We start from the raw sequence: 16,087 nt of genomic DNA on the forward strand, positions 1-16,087 counted from the left end.
ACAGATTTGCAGGCCCGACTAAGCCGTCTTGAATTGCGCTGGCTCCAGTTGGTGGCGCGCCATCAGCGCATAGAAGTCCGTCCGATTCCGCTCTGCCAGCTTTGCAGCAGCGGCCACGTTGCCGTTGGTTATCTTGAGCAGGCTGCTCAGATAGTCGCGCTCAAAAGTGCGGCGCGCTTCATCCAGTGACTGCAATTCAGGCCCAGCATTGCTCAATGCGCCTTGCACCAGCGTCAGCGGAATCACCGGTCCGTTGCTCATCACCACGCACTTTTCGACGACGTTTTGCAGTTGCCGCACATTCCCGGGCCAGGGGGCGGCGCTCAGTGCCTCCAGGCCCCCCGGCGCAAAGGTGTTTACCGGGCGTCCATAGCGCAGGGAAAGACTTTGCACAAAATAGTTGGCCAGCAATGCAATGTCCTCGCGCCGCTGCGCCAACGGTGGAAGCGTGAGACTCACGACGTTGAGGCGGTAGAACAGGTCTTCGCGAAAGCGGCCTGCAGCGACCTCCCCCTCCAGCACGCGATTGCAGGCGGAAATCACCCGCACATCGACCCGGTGCGACTTGCTGGCACCCACCGGGCGCACTTCGCGCTCCTGCAATACGCGCAGCAATTTGACTTGCATCGCCAGCGGCAAATCGGCGACCTCATCCAGAAAAATGGTGCCGCCCTGCGCGCTGGTAAACATGCCGGGGTTGTCGCGCACCGCACCAGTAAATGCGCCCTTCACGTGCCCAAACAGCTCCGACTCCACCAGATTCTCTGGAATCGCACCGCAATTGACGGCCACAAATTCACCTCCCGCGCGCAAGCTTGATGCATGCACGGCACGGGCCAGCAGCTCCTTGCCGGTACCGCTTTCGCCATGGATCAGGATGGACGCATCGCTTTGCGCCATGCGCCGTGCTTCGGCCAACAGCTTTTCCATCCGCGGGCTTCGGGTGATGATGCCTTCGCGCCACGACTCACCGGGGACGTCACCCGGCATCTCGGCGCCCAGCGCGCTGGACACCGTGATCGCACGGTTGACTTCCTGCAGCAAAGCGTTGCGTTCAAACGGCTTTGTGATGTAGCCGAACACGCCTTTTTGCATCGCCTGCACGGCATCTGCAATCGTTCCGTTGGCAGTCAGAATGACAACGGGTAACAGCGGGTAGCGCCGGTGTATGGCTGTGAACAGTTGCAGCCCGTCCATGCCTGGCATGCGCAGGTCCGTGACCACCAGATGCGGCACGCTATGGTCCAGTTGCGCCAGTGCTGCAGCGCCGCCATCGGCAACGCTGACATCGTGCCCTTCATAGCGCAATTGCATCGCAATGGTTTTGAGCAAGTCGGCATCGTCGTCGACCACCAGAATACGGGCCATAGGTTGTTCGCTTCAGGCCGAGAGCTTGAACGGATTGAAATCCGTGCCCCGGTCGTAATAGTCTTCGTTCTCGCGCCGCTTCAGGAATGCCACTACTTTGTAGGTCACGGGGGTCATCACAATTTCCCAGCCCGTCTTCAGAAAGTACTGTGCAACTGCCACTTTGATGACGTCTTCGGTTTGCCAGATGCCGTAGAAGGCGATGAAATAGAACAGCGACGAGTCCACCAGTTCACCTACCAGTGTAGAGCCAATGGTGCGGCTCCACAGCCACTTGCCCTTGGTGGCGATCTTCATCTTCGCCAGCACATAGCTATTGGCAAAGCTGCCGCACCAGAAAGCAATCATCGAACCCGCCGCGATACGCCATGCGTTGCCAAACACAGTGTCCAGAGCTGGTTGGTAGACCTTCATATATTCGCTGGGGCCGGGTGGCAGGCTCACCACTACCCACGCCATAAAGGACGCAAAGGCCAGTGCACCAAAGCCTGCCCATACGACACGACGGTCACGCCCGTAGCCATAGACCTCGGTCAGGATGTCGCCAAAGATGTAGCTGATGGGGAAAAACAGAATGCCTGCGCCGAACGGTGTTGGTCCCAACAGCGGTAGGTCTACAACGGCTTGTTTGGCTGCGCCAATGAAATTGGAGCACAACAGAACGCACACAAAGGCAGCCATCACGAAGTCGTAATAGCGGTAATTGCGCTGGACGGGATTCACAGAGGTCGCAGTGGTCATGCAAGGCTCTCCTGACGGGCTGGGATGGGTGGGCACATTCTGCAGCAAATCTCGTGCCCAACGCCGTCCCACTTAAAGCTTGCGTTCCCAGGTTTCGCCGACCAGTTCCTTGCCAAAGCCCTGATAAGGCTCGCTGCGGGTCAGTACAAAGCCGCGCCGGGCGTATATGGAACGTGCAGAGCTCAGAAAACTATTGGTCCACAGCACCATCTTTTTATAGCCCTTGGCTTTGGCAAACTCAATGCAGGCATCGGTCAGCCGACCTCCCAGCCCCAAGCCGCGAGCTTTTTGCGTGAGGATCAGCATGCGCAACTGTGCGACCTGCTTGGTCTTGCGCACGACAAAGACAGCACCCACCCGCTGTCCATCCAGCTCAGCAATCCAGCAGCGCTCGAACTCCCGGTCGCCGCGACGCATGTAATCAGCGACCAAGCCTGCAACCAGCCCCTCAAACTCGCCGTTCAAACCGTATTCGCGGGCATAGATTTCCCCATGCTGCTGCACTACCCAACCCATATCACCCGGCAAAGGCTCGCGCAGAATGGCGGTCGGCTTTGCAGAAAGCTCTGGTGGCACCAGCGCCTTTTCAATCGTGCGCATGGCATGCACCAGTTGCTCTTGCTGCACGGGAGGGACGGTGGCCAGCAGCGCCGCCGCTTCTTCCCGCGATTTTTGCTGCAGAGGTGCAAAGGCTTTGTGTCCAGCGGGCGTGAGGACGATCCAGCCCTGCCGCTTGTCCTGTGGTGAAGGGGTGCGCTCAAGCCACTTGCGCAACTCGAAACGTTTCAGGATACGGCTGAGGTATCCCATGTCCAGGCCCAGCGTCTGGGCAAGCGCCGATGCCGTCAGCGCCTGCGCAGTCTGTGGATGGTGTGCCAACTCATAGAGCACGCGCACGTCCGTCAACGATAGATCCCCCCCCAGGTAAGGGGACAGCACGCCAATGCGCTGTGTATAAAAGCGGTTGAAATGGCGCAGCGCTTTGACATGTTCGTTGCTGACACTGATGGCCTTGTTGTGCATGGTCAGCACTTTCCCCGAAATACTTGACTTAGTCAAGTATTTCGGGGAAAACGGGCCTCATACTCAGAGGCAAGTCAGCCAGGGCGGGCTAAATTGCCAGCCCTGATTGTTGTCACTGCGGACTTACCCTAAACTAGCCAATCAAATAACGCAGAACCTCTGCCTTCCATGACCACTGTAGTCTTTGCTGATCTCGTTGGCAGCACCAGCATGTTCGAACGGCTGGGGGATGAGACAGCCTCGCGCTTTGTCACCCAGCTAGCCGGCAACTTGAGCCAGTTGTTTGCCCAGCACCAGGGCCGTGTGGTCAAGCTGCTGGGCGATGGCCTATTTGTGGTGTTTGAAGACGAAGGCAACGCGGTTGCCGCCTGCATCAACATTCAGAATTACCTGCTGGAAAAGCGCATCCAGCCAGGCGGCACCGGCGCCCCGGTGCAAATGCAAATGGGCATTGAATCGGGCGAAGTGGTCGAGATCGACGGTGACTGCTTTGGCGATACCGTCAATTCAGCCGCCCGTCTGGCCGATCTGGCCGGCGCGGCACAAATTCTCACTACCGAAAACGTCTGGAAGGCCCTGCTCCCGGTTCAGCGCGCATCGCTGCGCAGCATGGGGCCGATGTACCTGCGCGGCCGTGCAGAAGCCAGCCATGTGTACCGCGTGGAATGGCAGCCTGGGCGTGACGAAGATTCCACTATGGCCGGGCGCTCGATGTTTTCGCCCCAGAAAACCGAATCCCTGGAAATGGTGTTTGGCGCAACCACATTGCACTTTGACTCCAAGAGCCCCAAGATTTCCCTGGGTCGTCTGTCGGAGGCCGCCCTCACCATCAACGACCCCCGCGTCTCCCGCGTGCATGCCACACTGGAATGGCGCGGCGGCCACTTCCTGCTGACGGACACGTCCAGCTTTGGAACCTGGGTGTATCTGGGCAACCAGACCGAAGCGGTGGTTTTGCGCCGCACCGAGTGCTATCTGGTGGGCAGCGGCCAGATCGTGCCGGGCTGTGACCGCACTGATGAAAATGCCCCTGTGATCAATTTCTCTATCCGCACATGAGCCTCAAAAAACTCGGTCGTTATGATTTGCAGCGGGTACTGGGCAAGGGTGCCATGGGCATGGTCTATGAAGGCCGCGATCCAAATCTGGAGCGCCGCGTTGCGATCAAGACCATCAAGGTAGAAAACCTCTCGGTGGAAGAAGCGACCGAGTACGAGGTGCGCTTTCGCACCGAGGCACGTTCGGCGGCCCGCCTGCAACACCCCAACATCGTCAGCGTCTACGACTCCGACCGCGATGGAGACATTGCATTTCTGGTGATGGAGTTCATTCAGGGCGAAGACCTGAAACACCACCTGGACAAGGGCGATGTTTATACGCTGGAGCAGACGTTGGGCATCATGGGTGATCTGCTGTCTGCGCTGGACTATGCGCACCGCCAGAACATTGTTCACCGAGACATCAAGCCTGCCAACCTGTTGATAGAACCCAGTGGTCGCGTCAAACTCACCGACTTTGGCGTGGCGCGCATCCAGGACTCCGGTGACATTACGCGCACGCAAGGTTCCATGGTCGGCACGCTCAAATACATGTCCCCAGAGCAGGTGCAGGGTCAGTCCATTGACTCCCGCGCGGATCTGTTCGCAGCCGGCATCGTGCTGTACCAATTGCTCACCAGCAAGCGTCCCTTTGACGGCAGCAGTGACTTTGACATCATTCAGCAGATCGTCGGCAAGCCACACGCAGACCCCTCCACGATCAACATCCAATTGCCTACGGCCATAGACGCTGTCGTGGCCCGCGCCTTGGCCAAGACACGGGAACAACGCTATGCCACGGCACAGGAATTCAACTCCGCACTACAGGCCGCGGCCCGAGACGCCTCGGACCCGACCGTTGTGCCGCCAGCGGGCAAACGCAGCGGCAGCGGATCGACCTGGACTTCGGGTACCCATGGCGTAAGCGCCACGGGCACCAAGCCTGGCAGCACCGCCGGTTTGTCGGGGTCCACGGTGACGCAGGAAGTGGAGTTGGTTTACTGGAAGGACATCAAAGACTCGGAAGACATGGAGGACTTCGAAGGCTTCCTCCTGCGCTTCCCCACCGGCATTTACGCCGACCTGGCGCGGCGGCGCCTCAAGAAGCTGCATGCGATGGCGGGTGATGGATCCAGCGGCGGCTCCGGCACTATTCTGGTGACGCGCGCTAAAGCGCCGACTCCAACCGAGCGTACTTCGCCTGTGCCGCCCGCACCCCAGCCGCCCAATGCAACCGATGACGAAGCTACGCGGGCCTTGCCCAGGAAAACGGTTGCGGCCGAACCCGCTGCAACGAGCAGCCCGCCAGCCCCAGCTGCAAAGTCTGCGGATGCACCGATTGCGGTGGCGCCAACACCTGCGGTCCAAGCTGAAACATTCCCGCCGACTGTATCCGCCGCACTGGAGCCGGATGATGCCGCCCCGGGGAATCGGTCGCGCAATGTGATTTTGGGTTTGCTGCTGTTGGTCGGCGTTGGCATTGGATACGCACTGCTGTCGCGCACGGATACGCCAACACCCGTAACCGCAGACACGGCCGTCAGTCCACCGCAAGATGCCACCTCTGCGAGCGCACTGCCCGCCAGTGCTGCCGCAAGCGCACCTGCGTCGTTGGCGAGCAATCCGCAGGCCAGCGCCGCATCATCACCTGCCAAGACGGCGTCCAAGCCAGTTGCCGTGCCTGTGATCACTCCCAAGAAACCGGACAAGGAAGCTCTGACGCCTGGCAAGTCCTCCACAACCGCCACACCGCAGGGCGCCAGTTCTCCCGCGACAAACACCGGCAAGGCAACGGCTGGCGGTTCCTCGTCCGCCCATGCGAACGAACCCGCCAAAGGCGCCGATACCCCAGGCACCGACCCCAACAAAATTTGCGAAGGCCGCTGGTTCATCGCCTACCAAATCTGCATGACCGAACAGTGCAGTAAAGATGCCTTTAAAAATACCAAGATTTGCGTAGATCGCCACGCGATGGAACAACGCAATCTTGAACAAGCCAAACCCCGATAAGACCTCGCTATGAAATCGCTATTCCTCGCCCTTGCCATTGTTGCGACCACTGCCTTGACCGCATGTTCCAAAACCGAGACTCCACCTGCTGCAAGCACAGCCCCGGCGCCGCAGACCTACGATCTCGTAGCTGCCAACGCCAAGGGCTTCACCGTCGGCGCGATGATGAGTGCCAACACGGTGTACGTGTTGTTTGATCCGCAATGCCCGCATTGCGGCCACCTGTGGAATGCAAGCCAACCCTTGTTAGCGAAAGTGAAGTTCGTCTGGGTTCCGGTCGCCATCATCAACGGCAACAGTGCACCGCAAGGCGCCGCCTTGCTGAGCGCGCCCAACCCCGCAGAGGCCATGAACCTGCATGAAGCCTCGATACTGGCGGGCACCGGCGGCACACCCGCACGTGGTGGCACGCCTCCAGACCTGGAGGCCGTTATCAAGAAGAACACCGAATTGTTTAGTAGCTTGCAACTGGACTCCGTGCCCTTTCTGGTGGCGCGCAATCAGCAAACCGGGCAGTTGGTGTCCCACAGCGGTGCGATGGACACCGCGGCACTGACCAAGCTGCTGGGCCTGAGCGCCAACTAAAAGCGGGGCTACAATTCGCCCAGGGTCAACAGTTCACCCAGGCGTTGCCGGAGCGATTTGCTCACGCTAAACCTGCTCATTCACGCCAAGCACCATCCATTTTTGTGTGCCCACGCTGCAAGCGGCAACCCCAGCACTCGACTTTGAGTTCACGGCACACGAGGAATGTTGATGACACGACAACTTGTGCCCTTGCACGCGCCCGATATCTCGGCGCTTGCCAAATCTCTGAAAACCCAACTGGACGCCAGGCCGGCCGACGCCAAGTCTGGGCCCAGCCATCTGGAATGGCTGAACATGCTGGCCCGCGCGGCCGGACACCGCAATTTCCAGGCGTTCAAAGCGACGCCCCCACTACCCGAGACAACCCCAGCGCCTGTACCCGCACCTGCAGATGTGTCCACGCTTTCGCAAACCGTTCGCAAGACGCTGAAGCAGTTCGACGCGGCCGGCCGCCTGGTGCGCCTGCCGAACAAGCTCTCCGTGCAGCAGATGGCGATGTGGGCGATGTGGACCTGCTTTGTCGTGCGGCGTAAATACACCGAGAAAGAGGTCAACCTGATCCTGAATGCGCACCACACGTTTGGCGACCCGGCGACGTTAAGGCGCGAGCTGGTGAACATGAAACTGCTGAGCCGAAAGAGTGACTGCAGCCAGTACTGGAAGGAGGCGCAACGCCCCGGCGTCGAGGTACAAAGTTTCCTGAAGGCACTGCGGCAGAGCAACAACGCGTCACCCCGCGCCAGGCCCAGGCAGACACCCCGGCCCGAGCCGAAGGCCAGGGAAAAATCTAGCGCGTAATCAGTACCGGGATAGTGGACTCGTGCACTACCCGGTCAGCCACACTGCCCAGCATCAGCCGCGCGATGCCAGAGCGGCCGTGCGACCCAAGGACGATCAGGTCTGCACCCACTTCCTTGGCGCTTTGCACAATGCCTGCGGCGGGTGCTACCTCCTCCACCAAGCGCACCTGCAGCGCGATGGCGGGGCTCTCTTGTTTGCACAGGGCATCCACCACGGAGTGCGCACGTGACGCCTGATCATGGGCTACATCCATGTAGGCCTGAAAGCCCATCGGGTTGATCTCACCGATGCCGACATAGGGGTAAGGATCGGCCACATAGACGGCGGTGAGTTTGGCGCCATGCACGCGCGCCAGACTGACCGCCAGTTTGGCTGCGTGTTCGGACGCTGCCGAGCCATCGGTGGCAATGAGTATGTGCTTGAACATGGTGTACTCCTAATGGATGAAAAAACTCAGACCGCGCCGCGCCCTTTCTGGCTGACGAAATAAACCACCTTGCGAGCGCGCTGCACGTCGCCCAACGGGCGGTGCGTAGCAAGGGCTTGCCAGGGGTCAAACACCCCCGCTTCGATCTGCTCCGCCAGCGCTTGCCCCGCAGCAGATTGGCAATCCTGCTTGGGCAAGGTCAGCCGCGCGACCGTGGTGTACGGGCTGGGCCAGTTGATGGATGCGTCTTCAATCGGCGTCAGCGCTTCACTGACAAAAGGCTGCAATTGCAAATCCCATTGCAACGCTCCCTTGGCCAATCGCTCCGAAAAATCTGCGCTCCAATCGGCCTTGGCCGCTGGATTCGATGCACCATTGCTTCCTGCGGGCACCAATCGCACCCGCACGGCAAATGCACCGTTGGCGATAGGCACTGCGCTGAACAGGTTTTCCGTCGCAAAGCCACTGAACGACTTGCCCGCTGACTTGAGCAGGCGCAATAGCAGCCCGGGCGCCTTGAACAGGCCATAGCGCTTGAACACGAACTTCAACAGGGCGCCCTCGCCCATCGATGCTGCGTCGACAAATGCAACGAACTCATCGCTCTTCGGAAACGCGAACTGCTCCTGGTTGATCAGCAGAAAATCCTGGCTCTTGGCCGGCCCGTTGCCGAGCGCCGAATCACCTTGCACACCCAGCACCTTGATCGCAAAACCGCGGATGTCGGGCTTGTTGTCAGGCGCATGGTCCATGCCGCCGTTGGAGAGGCGCACCCAGGTCTGGAAGGTACCGGGTGAGGCAAAGATGCCCTGCCGGGCGAATTCGGGCAAGTTGTCCAATACCTGCAAGTTACCCTGCGCACCGGTGATCTGTTTGCGGTGCAGCGTACGTCCTGCGCCAAAGCGTTTGGATTTGCGCTCCTGGATGGCCGTGAAGATCCGGCCATAGCCTTCAAAGCGCTGGGCTTCGTCTGGCGCAATGTGCTCTTGCCAACTTGTGCTGGGTGTCATCGAATCGGCCATGGACTACCTCATTGCGTTGAAGAAGGTGCCAGACGCACCAGCTAAAAAAGCGAAAGATTGTGTGGTGGTTCCGCCCCGGGCTTGGGGTCGGGCCTGCCGACAAGTTCCCCTGCAGGCGTTTGTACCATCATGGCGCCAGCCTGTCCAAGGTCTGCGTGTAACCAGTCGCCATAGCGGTCCGCCGGCACGATCACCGGCATGCGCTTTTCTTCATCGGGCCGGTGCATGCGCCCCATCAACGCGTGCCCATCCGCATTGACTGTTAGCAGCGTGAAACTGGTGGTGGTCTCACCGCCTTGCGGGTTGGTCCAGCGCTCCCAAAGTCCGGCCACTGCAAAAGGCTGTTCATCGGCACAGGCGATGCGCCAGCGCACGGAGCGGTTGCCTTGTTCCCAACAGGGTTCGAAGAAAGCCTGCATGGGCGCCAGCGCCCAGCGGCGCTCGCGCCAGGGACTGCTGAAACTGGGTTTGTCAAAGGCCGTCTCGCTACGCGCGTTGTAAGTGCCACGCGACAGGGTGGTGGCGTGCGCTGCATCCAGTGCCCAGCGGGGCGTCAACCCAAACCGCGCTGTCAGGCACTGCACACCACCGCCGCGCTCTGATCGCACCACGATAGGCGCGTCGTAGCCGGGATAGGTTTCTTCAGGCCAGGTCGGCGCTGGGGGTTCCAATACGCCCAGCCAGGCCTTGGCAATCTGCGCCGGAGTTGCCGGAACGAAGTTGATGCACACGGAGGGTTACTATCAATTTAGTAGCTTCTTACGCACATTCCGCGGGCGTTTCAGGCACTTTTTAATCTGAATTCTCATCATCTTCTGGTGCTTGCGGCGCGCGCGCGGGACGCGGTACTTTCTTCAGTCGCACCAGCCGCGCCAGTTCAATCGCATCTTTCTTGACCTGGCGCTCGGCGTCAATCTTCTGGCCAACAGCCAGCCATTGGGCAAACTCCTCAGGAGTTTCCAGCGTGATGCGCCCCATAACCGCGGAACGAAAATCGTGGATGGCAATCTCGGCGGCCTTCTGCAAATTGATCTTGCCACCGCTTTGCAGCGCACCGCGCTTGCGGCCAATCGCGTCCAGCAACTCCTCATCGGTCATGTCCGCTGCGCCGCTGAGTTTGTAGCGCGCGTCCACCAATGCAGGGTAGTGCTGGCGCAGGTAGTCCAGAAGCTCCAGGCCCACTTCTTCCTCGTCAAACGCATTCTTGCCAATGGCACCGCTGGCAGCCAGGTTGTAGCCACTCTTGGCCACGATGATGCGTGGCCACAGCACGCCTGGCGTGTCATAGAGGTAGAAGTCGTCGGCAATCGTGATGCGCTGCTCCAGCTTGGTCACACCCGCTTCATCGCCGGTCTTGGCAGCGCGCTTGCCTTTCAAGGTATTAATCAACGTGGACTTGCCGACGTTGGGAATGCCGCAAATCAGCACCCGCATGGGCTTGGTCATGCCACCGCGCTTGGGTGCGAGTTCATGGCAGGCCGCCACCAGCGCCCGCGCGGGCGTGGTCATGCTGGCATCCAATGGCAGCGCGCGCACGCCTTGCATGGCGTTGTAATGGGCCAGCCACAGTGCAGTGCGTTCGGGGTCGGCCAGGTCCTGCTTGTTCAGCACCTTGAGCGCCGGTTTGCCCGCCGTCATTTCAGCCAGCATGGGGTTGGCGCTGGAGCCAGGCAGGCGTGCATCCAGCAGCTCGATCACCACGTCGATCTCGCGTATGCGCTCGGCGATTGCCTTGCGCGTCAGGTGCATGTGTCCGGGGAACCATTGGATAGCCATGGCGGGAAGTATATAAGTCGGCCTCACTGCAAAAGCCTGCGCACCCGGGCTTTGAACAGATACACTTTGTGCGACTTCACATTGCGGGGCTCGTCCCCAGGGGGATGAGCGTGGCAAAACCTGCCGATGTCAAACTGCTGTTGGTGGAAGACATGGAAGACATGCGCAATATCTTGCGGCGCCTGCTGATTGCCATGGGGTTCACAAAGATCACCGTTGCAAACAATGGCGAAGAAGCCTGGGCCCTGATGCAAACCCAACGGCCGGATCTGGTCCTTTGTGACTGGAACATGCCCAAGATGTCGGGCCGCCAACTGCTCAACGCCGTGCGCGCCGACCCCCAGCTTTCCCTGATTCCCTTTGTGATGATTACCGGTGAGAATGCGGCGACCCAAGTGAAGAGCGCGGTGTCTGGCGGTGTGACTGATTTCATCGTCAAGCCGTTTACCGCCGCTTTGCTGGAGCAGCGGCTGTTGCAGGTGCTGGAAAGCGCGCCGCTGCTGTCGGACCCACCTACCCAAGCCTGAACGCCAACACCTATGTCCCAAGACCAGATCAGCGAACTCCAGGAAAAGATCCGTAGTCTGGAGATTCGCCAGAAGCAGTTGCTCGGCCTGCTGGGGTCCACGCCCGATTCGGTGTTGGGAATGGATACCGAAGGCATGGTGACCGCCTGGAACCCCGGGGCAGAGCGCATTCTGGGATGGAGCAAAGACGAGGCGATGGGTCGGCGCATGTCCGAGCTCATCATTCCACCCAAGTACCGGGAAGCACACGAAAACGGTATGCGCCGCTACCTGAAAACGGGCGAGGCCCGCGTACTGAACCGGGTGGTCGAGATTGAAGCCCAACACAAGGACGGGCACATCATGCCGGTCGAGCTGTCCATCTGGCCAATCTCGGATGACAAGGGCCAGGGCTTTGGCGCCTTCGTGCGCGACATGTCTGAACGTCGCCGCAGCCAGGAATCACTGCGCAACTCCGAGGAGCGTTACCGCTCGGTGGTCGAGCACTTGGGTGAAGGCATGTTTGTCGCGCAGAACAACCGCGTGGTGTTCTCCAATGAACAAGCCAGCCAGATCCTGCGGGTACCCAACGAACAGTTGTTTGACTCCGACCCCGTGGAATGGATACACACCGAAGACCGGCATGTCTTGCTGGACTTGCGCGAGCGACTGCAAAAAGGCTTGCCTACGCAAGACCACTATGAAGTGCGCCACGCCGCAGAGCCTGGCGTCTTGCGCTGGCTCAATATCCGTCCCAAACCAGTAGCCTGGGATGGTGGCATGGCTACGCTGACGTTCTTCTCCGATGTCACCGAGCGCAAGGCCATTCTGGAGGCTCTCAAACGGTCTGAAGAACGCTACCGCGCGGTTATCGAGAACGTGGATTCCGGCATGGTGGTATTGCAGGGCGATCGTCTGGTGTACGCCAATCGCCGCGCAGCAGAAATTGCGCGCATGGACTCGGATGAGTTGCTGAAAGTCGGGTTCCTGCACTATGTGCACCCCGATGACCACGCCATCATTCTGGACCGCCGTGCGAGACGCCTAAAGGGCGAGGATGTCCCCAGAAGCTATGAAGTCCGCCTGCAATTCCCGGATGGCTCATTGACCTGGATCGAGATCGGTGTATCCGTCATCCCGTGGGATGGCATGCCTGCCACCATTACCTTCTTCTCTGACGTCACCGAACGCAGGAAGATGACGCACGCACTGCATTTGTCCGAAGAACGCTACCGCGCGGTGGTAGAACATTCGGGCGAAGGCATGGTCGTAGTGCAGGACAGCAGCTTCGTGTTCGTCAACCGGCGCGCCGCCGAACTGGTGCAGATGTCGGTGGAAGACATGCTGCGCGAGGGCTATCTGCACCGCATCCATCCAGATGACAAAGGCCTTGTGGATGAGCGGCGCCGCAAGCGGCTGGCCGGTGAAGAGGTCCCAAGCCGCTACGAGATCCGCATGCTGCTGCCGGGTAATGTCGTGCGCTGGTTTGACATTGGCGTTACCGTCGTCCCCTGGGACGGCAAGCCGGCGTCACTGACATTCTTTTCTGACGTCACTGAACGCAAGGCATCGGAAGACGAACTGCAACGCACGTCCTCAGAGCGCGAAGCGATTCTGCAAAGCGCACTGGTCGGCATTGTGTTGTCGATCCAGAGGCACACCCAGTGGTGCAACGACAAGTTCGCCGAGATGCTGGGCGTAACACGCGAATCGCTGATCGGCCAGTCGTCGGTCCACATGCACCCTGATCCAGCCCAGTGGGAGGCCTACGGCATCGTGCAGCGCGCTGCGTTGTCGGAGCATGGAACCTTCTCCCACCAGCGCCAGCTCAAGCGCGGCAACGGTGAACTGTTCTGGGTGCAAATGGCGGGTCGCTGCGTGCGTGATCGTGATCCGGACTCTGGCGTCATCTGGACCTTTCTGGACATCACCGACCGGATTCAAGCCGAACAAAAAACGCTGGAAGCGCTGGAGCAGCAAAAGGAATTGAACGAGCTGCGCAGCCGATTCGTCGCGATGACCAGCCACGAATTCCGCACGCCACTGGCCACCATCCTGTCGTCGGCAGAACTTCTCAAGTACTACAGCGAGAGAATGCCCGCGGCCGAGAAGGTCGAGGTCATTCAGACCATTGAAAACAGCGTGCACCGTATGACGCGCATGCTGGACCGCGTGCTGCTGTTGGGCAAGGCCGATGCGCAAATGCTGGAATTCCGCCCCACCGAGCTGGACTTGCTGGCCCTGTGCAACAGCGTGGTGGAAGAAGTGCGCAACCAGCACCCCAACTCCAGCTGCGACATTGCTTTTGTGTTTGACGAGACCTGCCGCACAGGTCGCTATGACGAGAAGTTGCTGCGCCACATTTTTGCCAACCTGGTATCCAACGCCGTGAAGTACTCCCCCAACGGCGGCGCCGTGCGATTCACCGTAGCGCCCATTGACGGTCGCGTGCGGTTCACGGTCTCCGACGAGGGTATTGGCATACCCGCAGAAGAAATCCCACACCTGTTTGAGTCCTTCCACCGCGCCAGCAACGTTGGCGATATCCAGGGCACAGGCCTGGGCCTGGCGATTGTCAAGAATTCGGTGGAGCTGCATGGCGGCACCATAGACGTCTACAGCGCGGCGGGCGAAGGTACGCGCTTTGTCGTGGAACTCTGAACATGGCACACATACTGGTCATCGACGACGAAGCCCCGCTACGGCAAAATCTCGCGCGCTTTCTGCGCATGGAAGGTCACTTGGTGGCTGAGGCATGTGATGGACAGGACGGGTTTGAGACTGCCCAAACGCAGCGCCCCGATCTGATTTTTTGCGACGTGATGATGCCGCGCATGACCGGCATGCAAGTACTGGCCGCCCTGCAAGGCGATATCGCGTTGCGGGCCATCCCGTTTATCTTTGTTTCGGCCAGTGCCGAGCCGGAGCGTCTGCAAGAGGCACTGGGTCTGGGAGCGAATGGCTACCTGACCAAGCCCTTCAGCTTCGAGCAGTTGCGTCAGATACTGCAAACCCATCTCGTGGGCGATGCACCCGAGGGAGGTCTTTGAATGGGCGTGAAGATCGTTATTGCCGAAGACGAAACCGACATCCGCAACAACCTGCGCATGCTCCTGGGCATGGAAGGGTTTACGGTGTTTGCCGCACCCAACGGCAAGGAGGCACTGGAGCTGGTACGCCAGCACCAGCCCGACATGGTCCTGAGCGACGTGATGATGCCGCAGATGACGGGCCATGCGCTCTTACAGGCCATACGCGAAGACCCGGCGCTGGCGCCGATCCCGGTCGTTTTGCTCACCGCGCGCGCTGACCGCAGCGATGTGCGCGACGGCATGAATCTTGGTGCAGACGACTACCTCACCAAACCTTTCCAGCGCGAAGAGCTGCTGACCTGCATCCGCGCGCAAATGGTGAAAGCCGCCTCGCAGCAACTGGCCGCCAAACGGGCGGTGGCGCAGGCACAGCACATGGCGCTGTTTGACCGCGTGACCGACCTGCCCAACCGCACGCATTGCCAGGATTTACTGTTGCAAGCCTTGCGAAGTGAACGCATTGAAGGATGCGGGTTCAATCTCGCCATCGTCGGACTGGACAACCTCTCGACCCTGACCCATGCGCTGGGTGCCGCCGAGACGGACGGTTTCATCTCCACACTGGCACAGCGGATTTGCGCAGAAGCTGCGCAGGAGCCTTTGTCACGCGGTGGCATGTGCACCGTGGCCCGCCTGGGCGATGACCGCTTCGCCATCATCATTCCGCAGTGGCCCGAGACCCAGTCTTTGCAGGCATTGGCCCTGCAACTGCTGTCGCATTTGTCCAAGCCGCTGCAGAGCATGGACACCGAGCACTTCCCGGTGATCTCGGTCGGCATTTGCAGCCAATTCTCGATATCCGACACCTCCCAATCGGCATTGGCCCGGCTGGAACTGGCACTGGAAGCCGCGCGCACGCAAGTGGCCCAGCGCATTGCGATCCACGACGCCAGCTCTTTGCCGGATCTGTCGACCACCTTCCGGATGCACAACGACTTGCACCGCGCGGTCGAGCGCAACGAGATCGTGGCTTATTTCCAGCCCCAGGTGCTGGCCAGCAATGGGCGCATCCAGGGCTTTGAGAGCCTGATGCGCTGGAACCATTCGAGCCTGGGCCTGGTGTCTCCCGCCCGCTTTATCCCGCTGGCCGAAGACAACGGCCAGATTGTTCCCATGGGCGCATGGATGCTGACCGAGGCGTGTACGCAGGCCGCCCGCTGGCAGAAGAACGGCACGCCGATTCGCGTTGCCGTCAACGTCTCGCTGCGCCAATTTGGCGACCCGCATCTGGAGCGGCATGTGGCCAGGGCCCTGGAAGTTTCGGGGCTCGCGCCGGAGAACCTGGAGCTGGAGATCACAGAGGGCACGGCCATGCTGGACCTGCAGCATACGTTGGGCATCCTCAAACGTTTCAAAGCCATGGGCTTGCATCTGGCCATCGACGATTTCGGCACCGGCTACTCCAGCCTGGCCTACCTCAAGCGCTTCCCGCTGGATGTGCTGAAGATCGACCAGTCTTTTGTGCGCCAGCTGTGCACCGATGCCGACGACCAGGCGATTGCCCGCGCCATCGTGGCGCTGGCCCACAGCATGGGCCTCTCCGTGATCGCTGAAGGGGTGGAAACACAGGAGCAACATGACCTGCTGCTGGACATGGGTTGTGAGGAGATTCAGGGCTATCTGCATGGCAGGCCGATGCCGGTGGACCAGGTTGCCTCTTGGCTACAGAAACACAACCTAGGCTGAACACTCTAGG

At 60.2% G+C, this 16,087-nt stretch carries 15 protein-coding genes; 8 read left to right on the forward strand and 7 right to left on the reverse strand.

What is annotated here, in order from left to right; translation table 11 throughout:
• Positions 1 to 18: 18 nt before the first annotated feature.
• The 3 genes from AC1DV6_RS00335 to AC1DV6_RS00345 form a co-directional block, all read right to left on the reverse strand.
• Positions 19 to 1,368 carry a sigma-54-dependent transcriptional regulator gene (locus AC1DV6_RS00335; RefSeq protein WP_477974205.1) on the reverse strand — a complete coding sequence of 450 codons (1,350 nt, stop codon included), beginning with the start codon at positions 1,366 to 1,368 and terminating at the stop codon, positions 19 to 21.
• A 12-nt stretch (positions 1,369 to 1,380) separates the two neighbouring features.
• Positions 1,381 to 2,109, reverse strand: coding sequence for a queuosine precursor transporter (locus AC1DV6_RS00340; protein ID WP_477974206.1), 729 nt, complete (start codon positions 2,107 to 2,109; stop codon positions 1,381 to 1,383).
• A 72-nt stretch (positions 2,110 to 2,181) separates the two neighbouring features.
• Positions 2,182 to 3,132, reverse strand: a complete 951-nt coding sequence (locus AC1DV6_RS00345) for a bifunctional helix-turn-helix transcriptional regulator/GNAT family N-acetyltransferase (RefSeq protein ID WP_477974207.1) — start codon at positions 3,130 to 3,132, stop codon at positions 2,182 to 2,184.
• A 168-nt stretch (positions 3,133 to 3,300) separates the two neighbouring features.
• On the opposite strand from AC1DV6_RS00345, the gene AC1DV6_RS00350 reads away from it, so the two are divergent.
• From AC1DV6_RS00350 to AC1DV6_RS00365, 4 genes are all read left to right on the forward strand, one after another.
• Positions 3,301 to 4,191 (forward strand): adenylate/guanylate cyclase domain-containing protein, encoded by an 891-nt coding sequence (locus tag AC1DV6_RS00350; protein WP_477974208.1) that lies wholly within the window; start codon positions 3,301 to 3,303, stop codon positions 4,189 to 4,191.
• Entirely contained in the window at positions 4,188 to 6,179 is a 1,992-nt protein-coding gene (locus AC1DV6_RS00355) for a serine/threonine protein kinase (protein ID WP_477974209.1), read from the forward strand. The genes AC1DV6_RS00350 and AC1DV6_RS00355 overlap by 4 nt, the downstream gene beginning before the upstream one ends.
• Before the next feature lie 9 nt (positions 6,180 to 6,188).
• The gene (locus tag AC1DV6_RS00360) at positions 6,189 to 6,764 is read left to right on the forward strand and encodes a DsbC family protein (RefSeq protein ID WP_477974210.1); all 576 of its coding nucleotides are present in this window, start codon (positions 6,189 to 6,191) and stop codon (positions 6,762 to 6,764) included.
• Positions 6,765 to 6,935: 171 nt separating this feature from the next.
• Positions 6,936 to 7,565, forward strand: coding sequence for a DUF2087 domain-containing protein (locus AC1DV6_RS00365; RefSeq protein WP_477974211.1), 630 nt, complete (start codon positions 6,936 to 6,938; stop codon positions 7,563 to 7,565).
• Here AC1DV6_RS00365 and AC1DV6_RS00370 read toward each other — a convergent pair.
• From AC1DV6_RS00370 to ylqF, 4 genes are all read right to left on the reverse strand, one after another.
• Complete coding sequence (locus tag AC1DV6_RS00370; RefSeq protein WP_477974212.1) at positions 7,555 to 7,995, reverse strand: universal stress protein; 441 nt, start codon at positions 7,993 to 7,995, stop codon at positions 7,555 to 7,557. The genes AC1DV6_RS00365 and AC1DV6_RS00370 overlap by 11 nt on opposite strands.
• A 26-nt stretch (positions 7,996 to 8,021) precedes the next feature.
• On the reverse strand, positions 8,022 to 9,017 hold the full coding sequence (locus AC1DV6_RS00375; protein WP_477974213.1) for a catalase family protein: 996 nt from the start codon (positions 9,015 to 9,017) through the stop codon (positions 8,022 to 8,024).
• Positions 9,018 to 9,058: 41 nt separating this feature from the next.
• A complete protein-coding gene (locus AC1DV6_RS00380; RefSeq protein WP_477974214.1) occupies positions 9,059 to 9,748 on the reverse strand; it encodes an SOS response-associated peptidase in 690 nt (229 codons plus the stop codon).
• 61 nt (positions 9,749 to 9,809) lie between these two features.
• Positions 9,810 to 10,793 (reverse strand): ribosome biogenesis GTPase YlqF, encoded by a 984-nt coding sequence (gene ylqF / locus AC1DV6_RS00385; RefSeq protein ID WP_477974215.1) that lies wholly within the window; start codon positions 10,791 to 10,793, stop codon positions 9,810 to 9,812.
• A 110-nt stretch (positions 10,794 to 10,903) separates the two neighbouring features.
• Between ylqF and AC1DV6_RS00390 the strand changes: the two genes are divergently transcribed.
• The 4 genes from AC1DV6_RS00390 to AC1DV6_RS00405 are packed head-to-tail and all read left to right on the forward strand — an operon-like array spanning position 10,904 to position 16,077.
• On the forward strand, positions 10,904 to 11,320 hold the full coding sequence (locus AC1DV6_RS00390; RefSeq protein WP_477974216.1) for a response regulator: 417 nt from the start codon (positions 10,904 to 10,906) through the stop codon (positions 11,318 to 11,320).
• A gap of 12 nt (positions 11,321 to 11,332) precedes the next feature.
• The gene (locus AC1DV6_RS00395) at positions 11,333 to 13,960 is read left to right on the forward strand and encodes a PAS domain S-box protein (RefSeq protein ID WP_477974217.1); all 2,628 of its coding nucleotides are present in this window, start codon (positions 11,333 to 11,335) and stop codon (positions 13,958 to 13,960) included.
• A gap of 2 nt (positions 13,961 to 13,962) precedes the next feature.
• A complete protein-coding gene (locus AC1DV6_RS00400) occupies positions 13,963 to 14,349 on the forward strand; it encodes a response regulator (protein ID WP_477974218.1) in 387 nt (128 codons plus the stop codon).
• Complete coding sequence (locus AC1DV6_RS00405; RefSeq protein WP_477974219.1) at positions 14,350 to 16,077, forward strand: putative bifunctional diguanylate cyclase/phosphodiesterase; 1,728 nt, start codon at positions 14,350 to 14,352, stop codon at positions 16,075 to 16,077. It abuts the gene before it with no gap.
• Positions 16,078 to 16,087 lie beyond the last annotated feature (10 nt).

This window comes from Rhodoferax sp. P2_H8_2 (assembly GCF_056403235.1).

Excerpts from the sequence above, each read along its gene's own strand:
- AC1DV6_RS00335 (WP_477974205.1), bottom strand. The coding sequence starts at position 1,368 with ATGGCCCGTATTCTGGTGGTCGACGACGATGCCGACTTGCTCAAAACC.
- AC1DV6_RS00340 (WP_477974206.1), bottom strand. The coding sequence starts at position 2,109 with ATGACCACTGCGACCTCTGTGAATCCCGTCCAGCGCAATTACCGCTAT.
- AC1DV6_RS00345 (WP_477974207.1), bottom strand. The coding sequence starts at position 3,132 with ATGCACAACAAGGCCATCAGTGTCAGCAACGAACATGTCAAAGCGCTG.
- AC1DV6_RS00350 (WP_477974208.1), top strand. The coding sequence starts at position 3,301 with ATGACCACTGTAGTCTTTGCTGATCTCGTTGGCAGCACCAGCATGTTC.
- AC1DV6_RS00355 (WP_477974209.1), top strand. The coding sequence starts at position 4,188 with ATGAGCCTCAAAAAACTCGGTCGTTATGATTTGCAGCGGGTACTGGGC.
- AC1DV6_RS00360 (WP_477974210.1), top strand. The coding sequence starts at position 6,189 with ATGAAATCGCTATTCCTCGCCCTTGCCATTGTTGCGACCACTGCCTTG.
- AC1DV6_RS00365 (WP_477974211.1), top strand. The coding sequence starts at position 6,936 with ATGACACGACAACTTGTGCCCTTGCACGCGCCCGATATCTCGGCGCTT.
- AC1DV6_RS00370 (WP_477974212.1), bottom strand. The coding sequence starts at position 7,995 with ATGTTCAAGCACATACTCATTGCCACCGATGGCTCGGCAGCGTCCGAA.
- AC1DV6_RS00375 (WP_477974213.1), bottom strand. The coding sequence starts at position 9,017 with ATGGCCGATTCGATGACACCCAGCACAAGTTGGCAAGAGCACATTGCG.
- ylqF (WP_477974215.1), bottom strand. The coding sequence starts at position 10,793 with ATGGCTATCCAATGGTTCCCCGGACACATGCACCTGACGCGCAAGGCA.
- AC1DV6_RS00395 (WP_477974217.1), top strand. The coding sequence starts at position 11,333 with ATGTCCCAAGACCAGATCAGCGAACTCCAGGAAAAGATCCGTAGTCTG.
- AC1DV6_RS00400 (WP_477974218.1), top strand. The coding sequence starts at position 13,963 with ATGGCACACATACTGGTCATCGACGACGAAGCCCCGCTACGGCAAAAT.
- AC1DV6_RS00405 (WP_477974219.1), top strand. The coding sequence starts at position 14,350 with ATGGGCGTGAAGATCGTTATTGCCGAAGACGAAACCGACATCCGCAAC.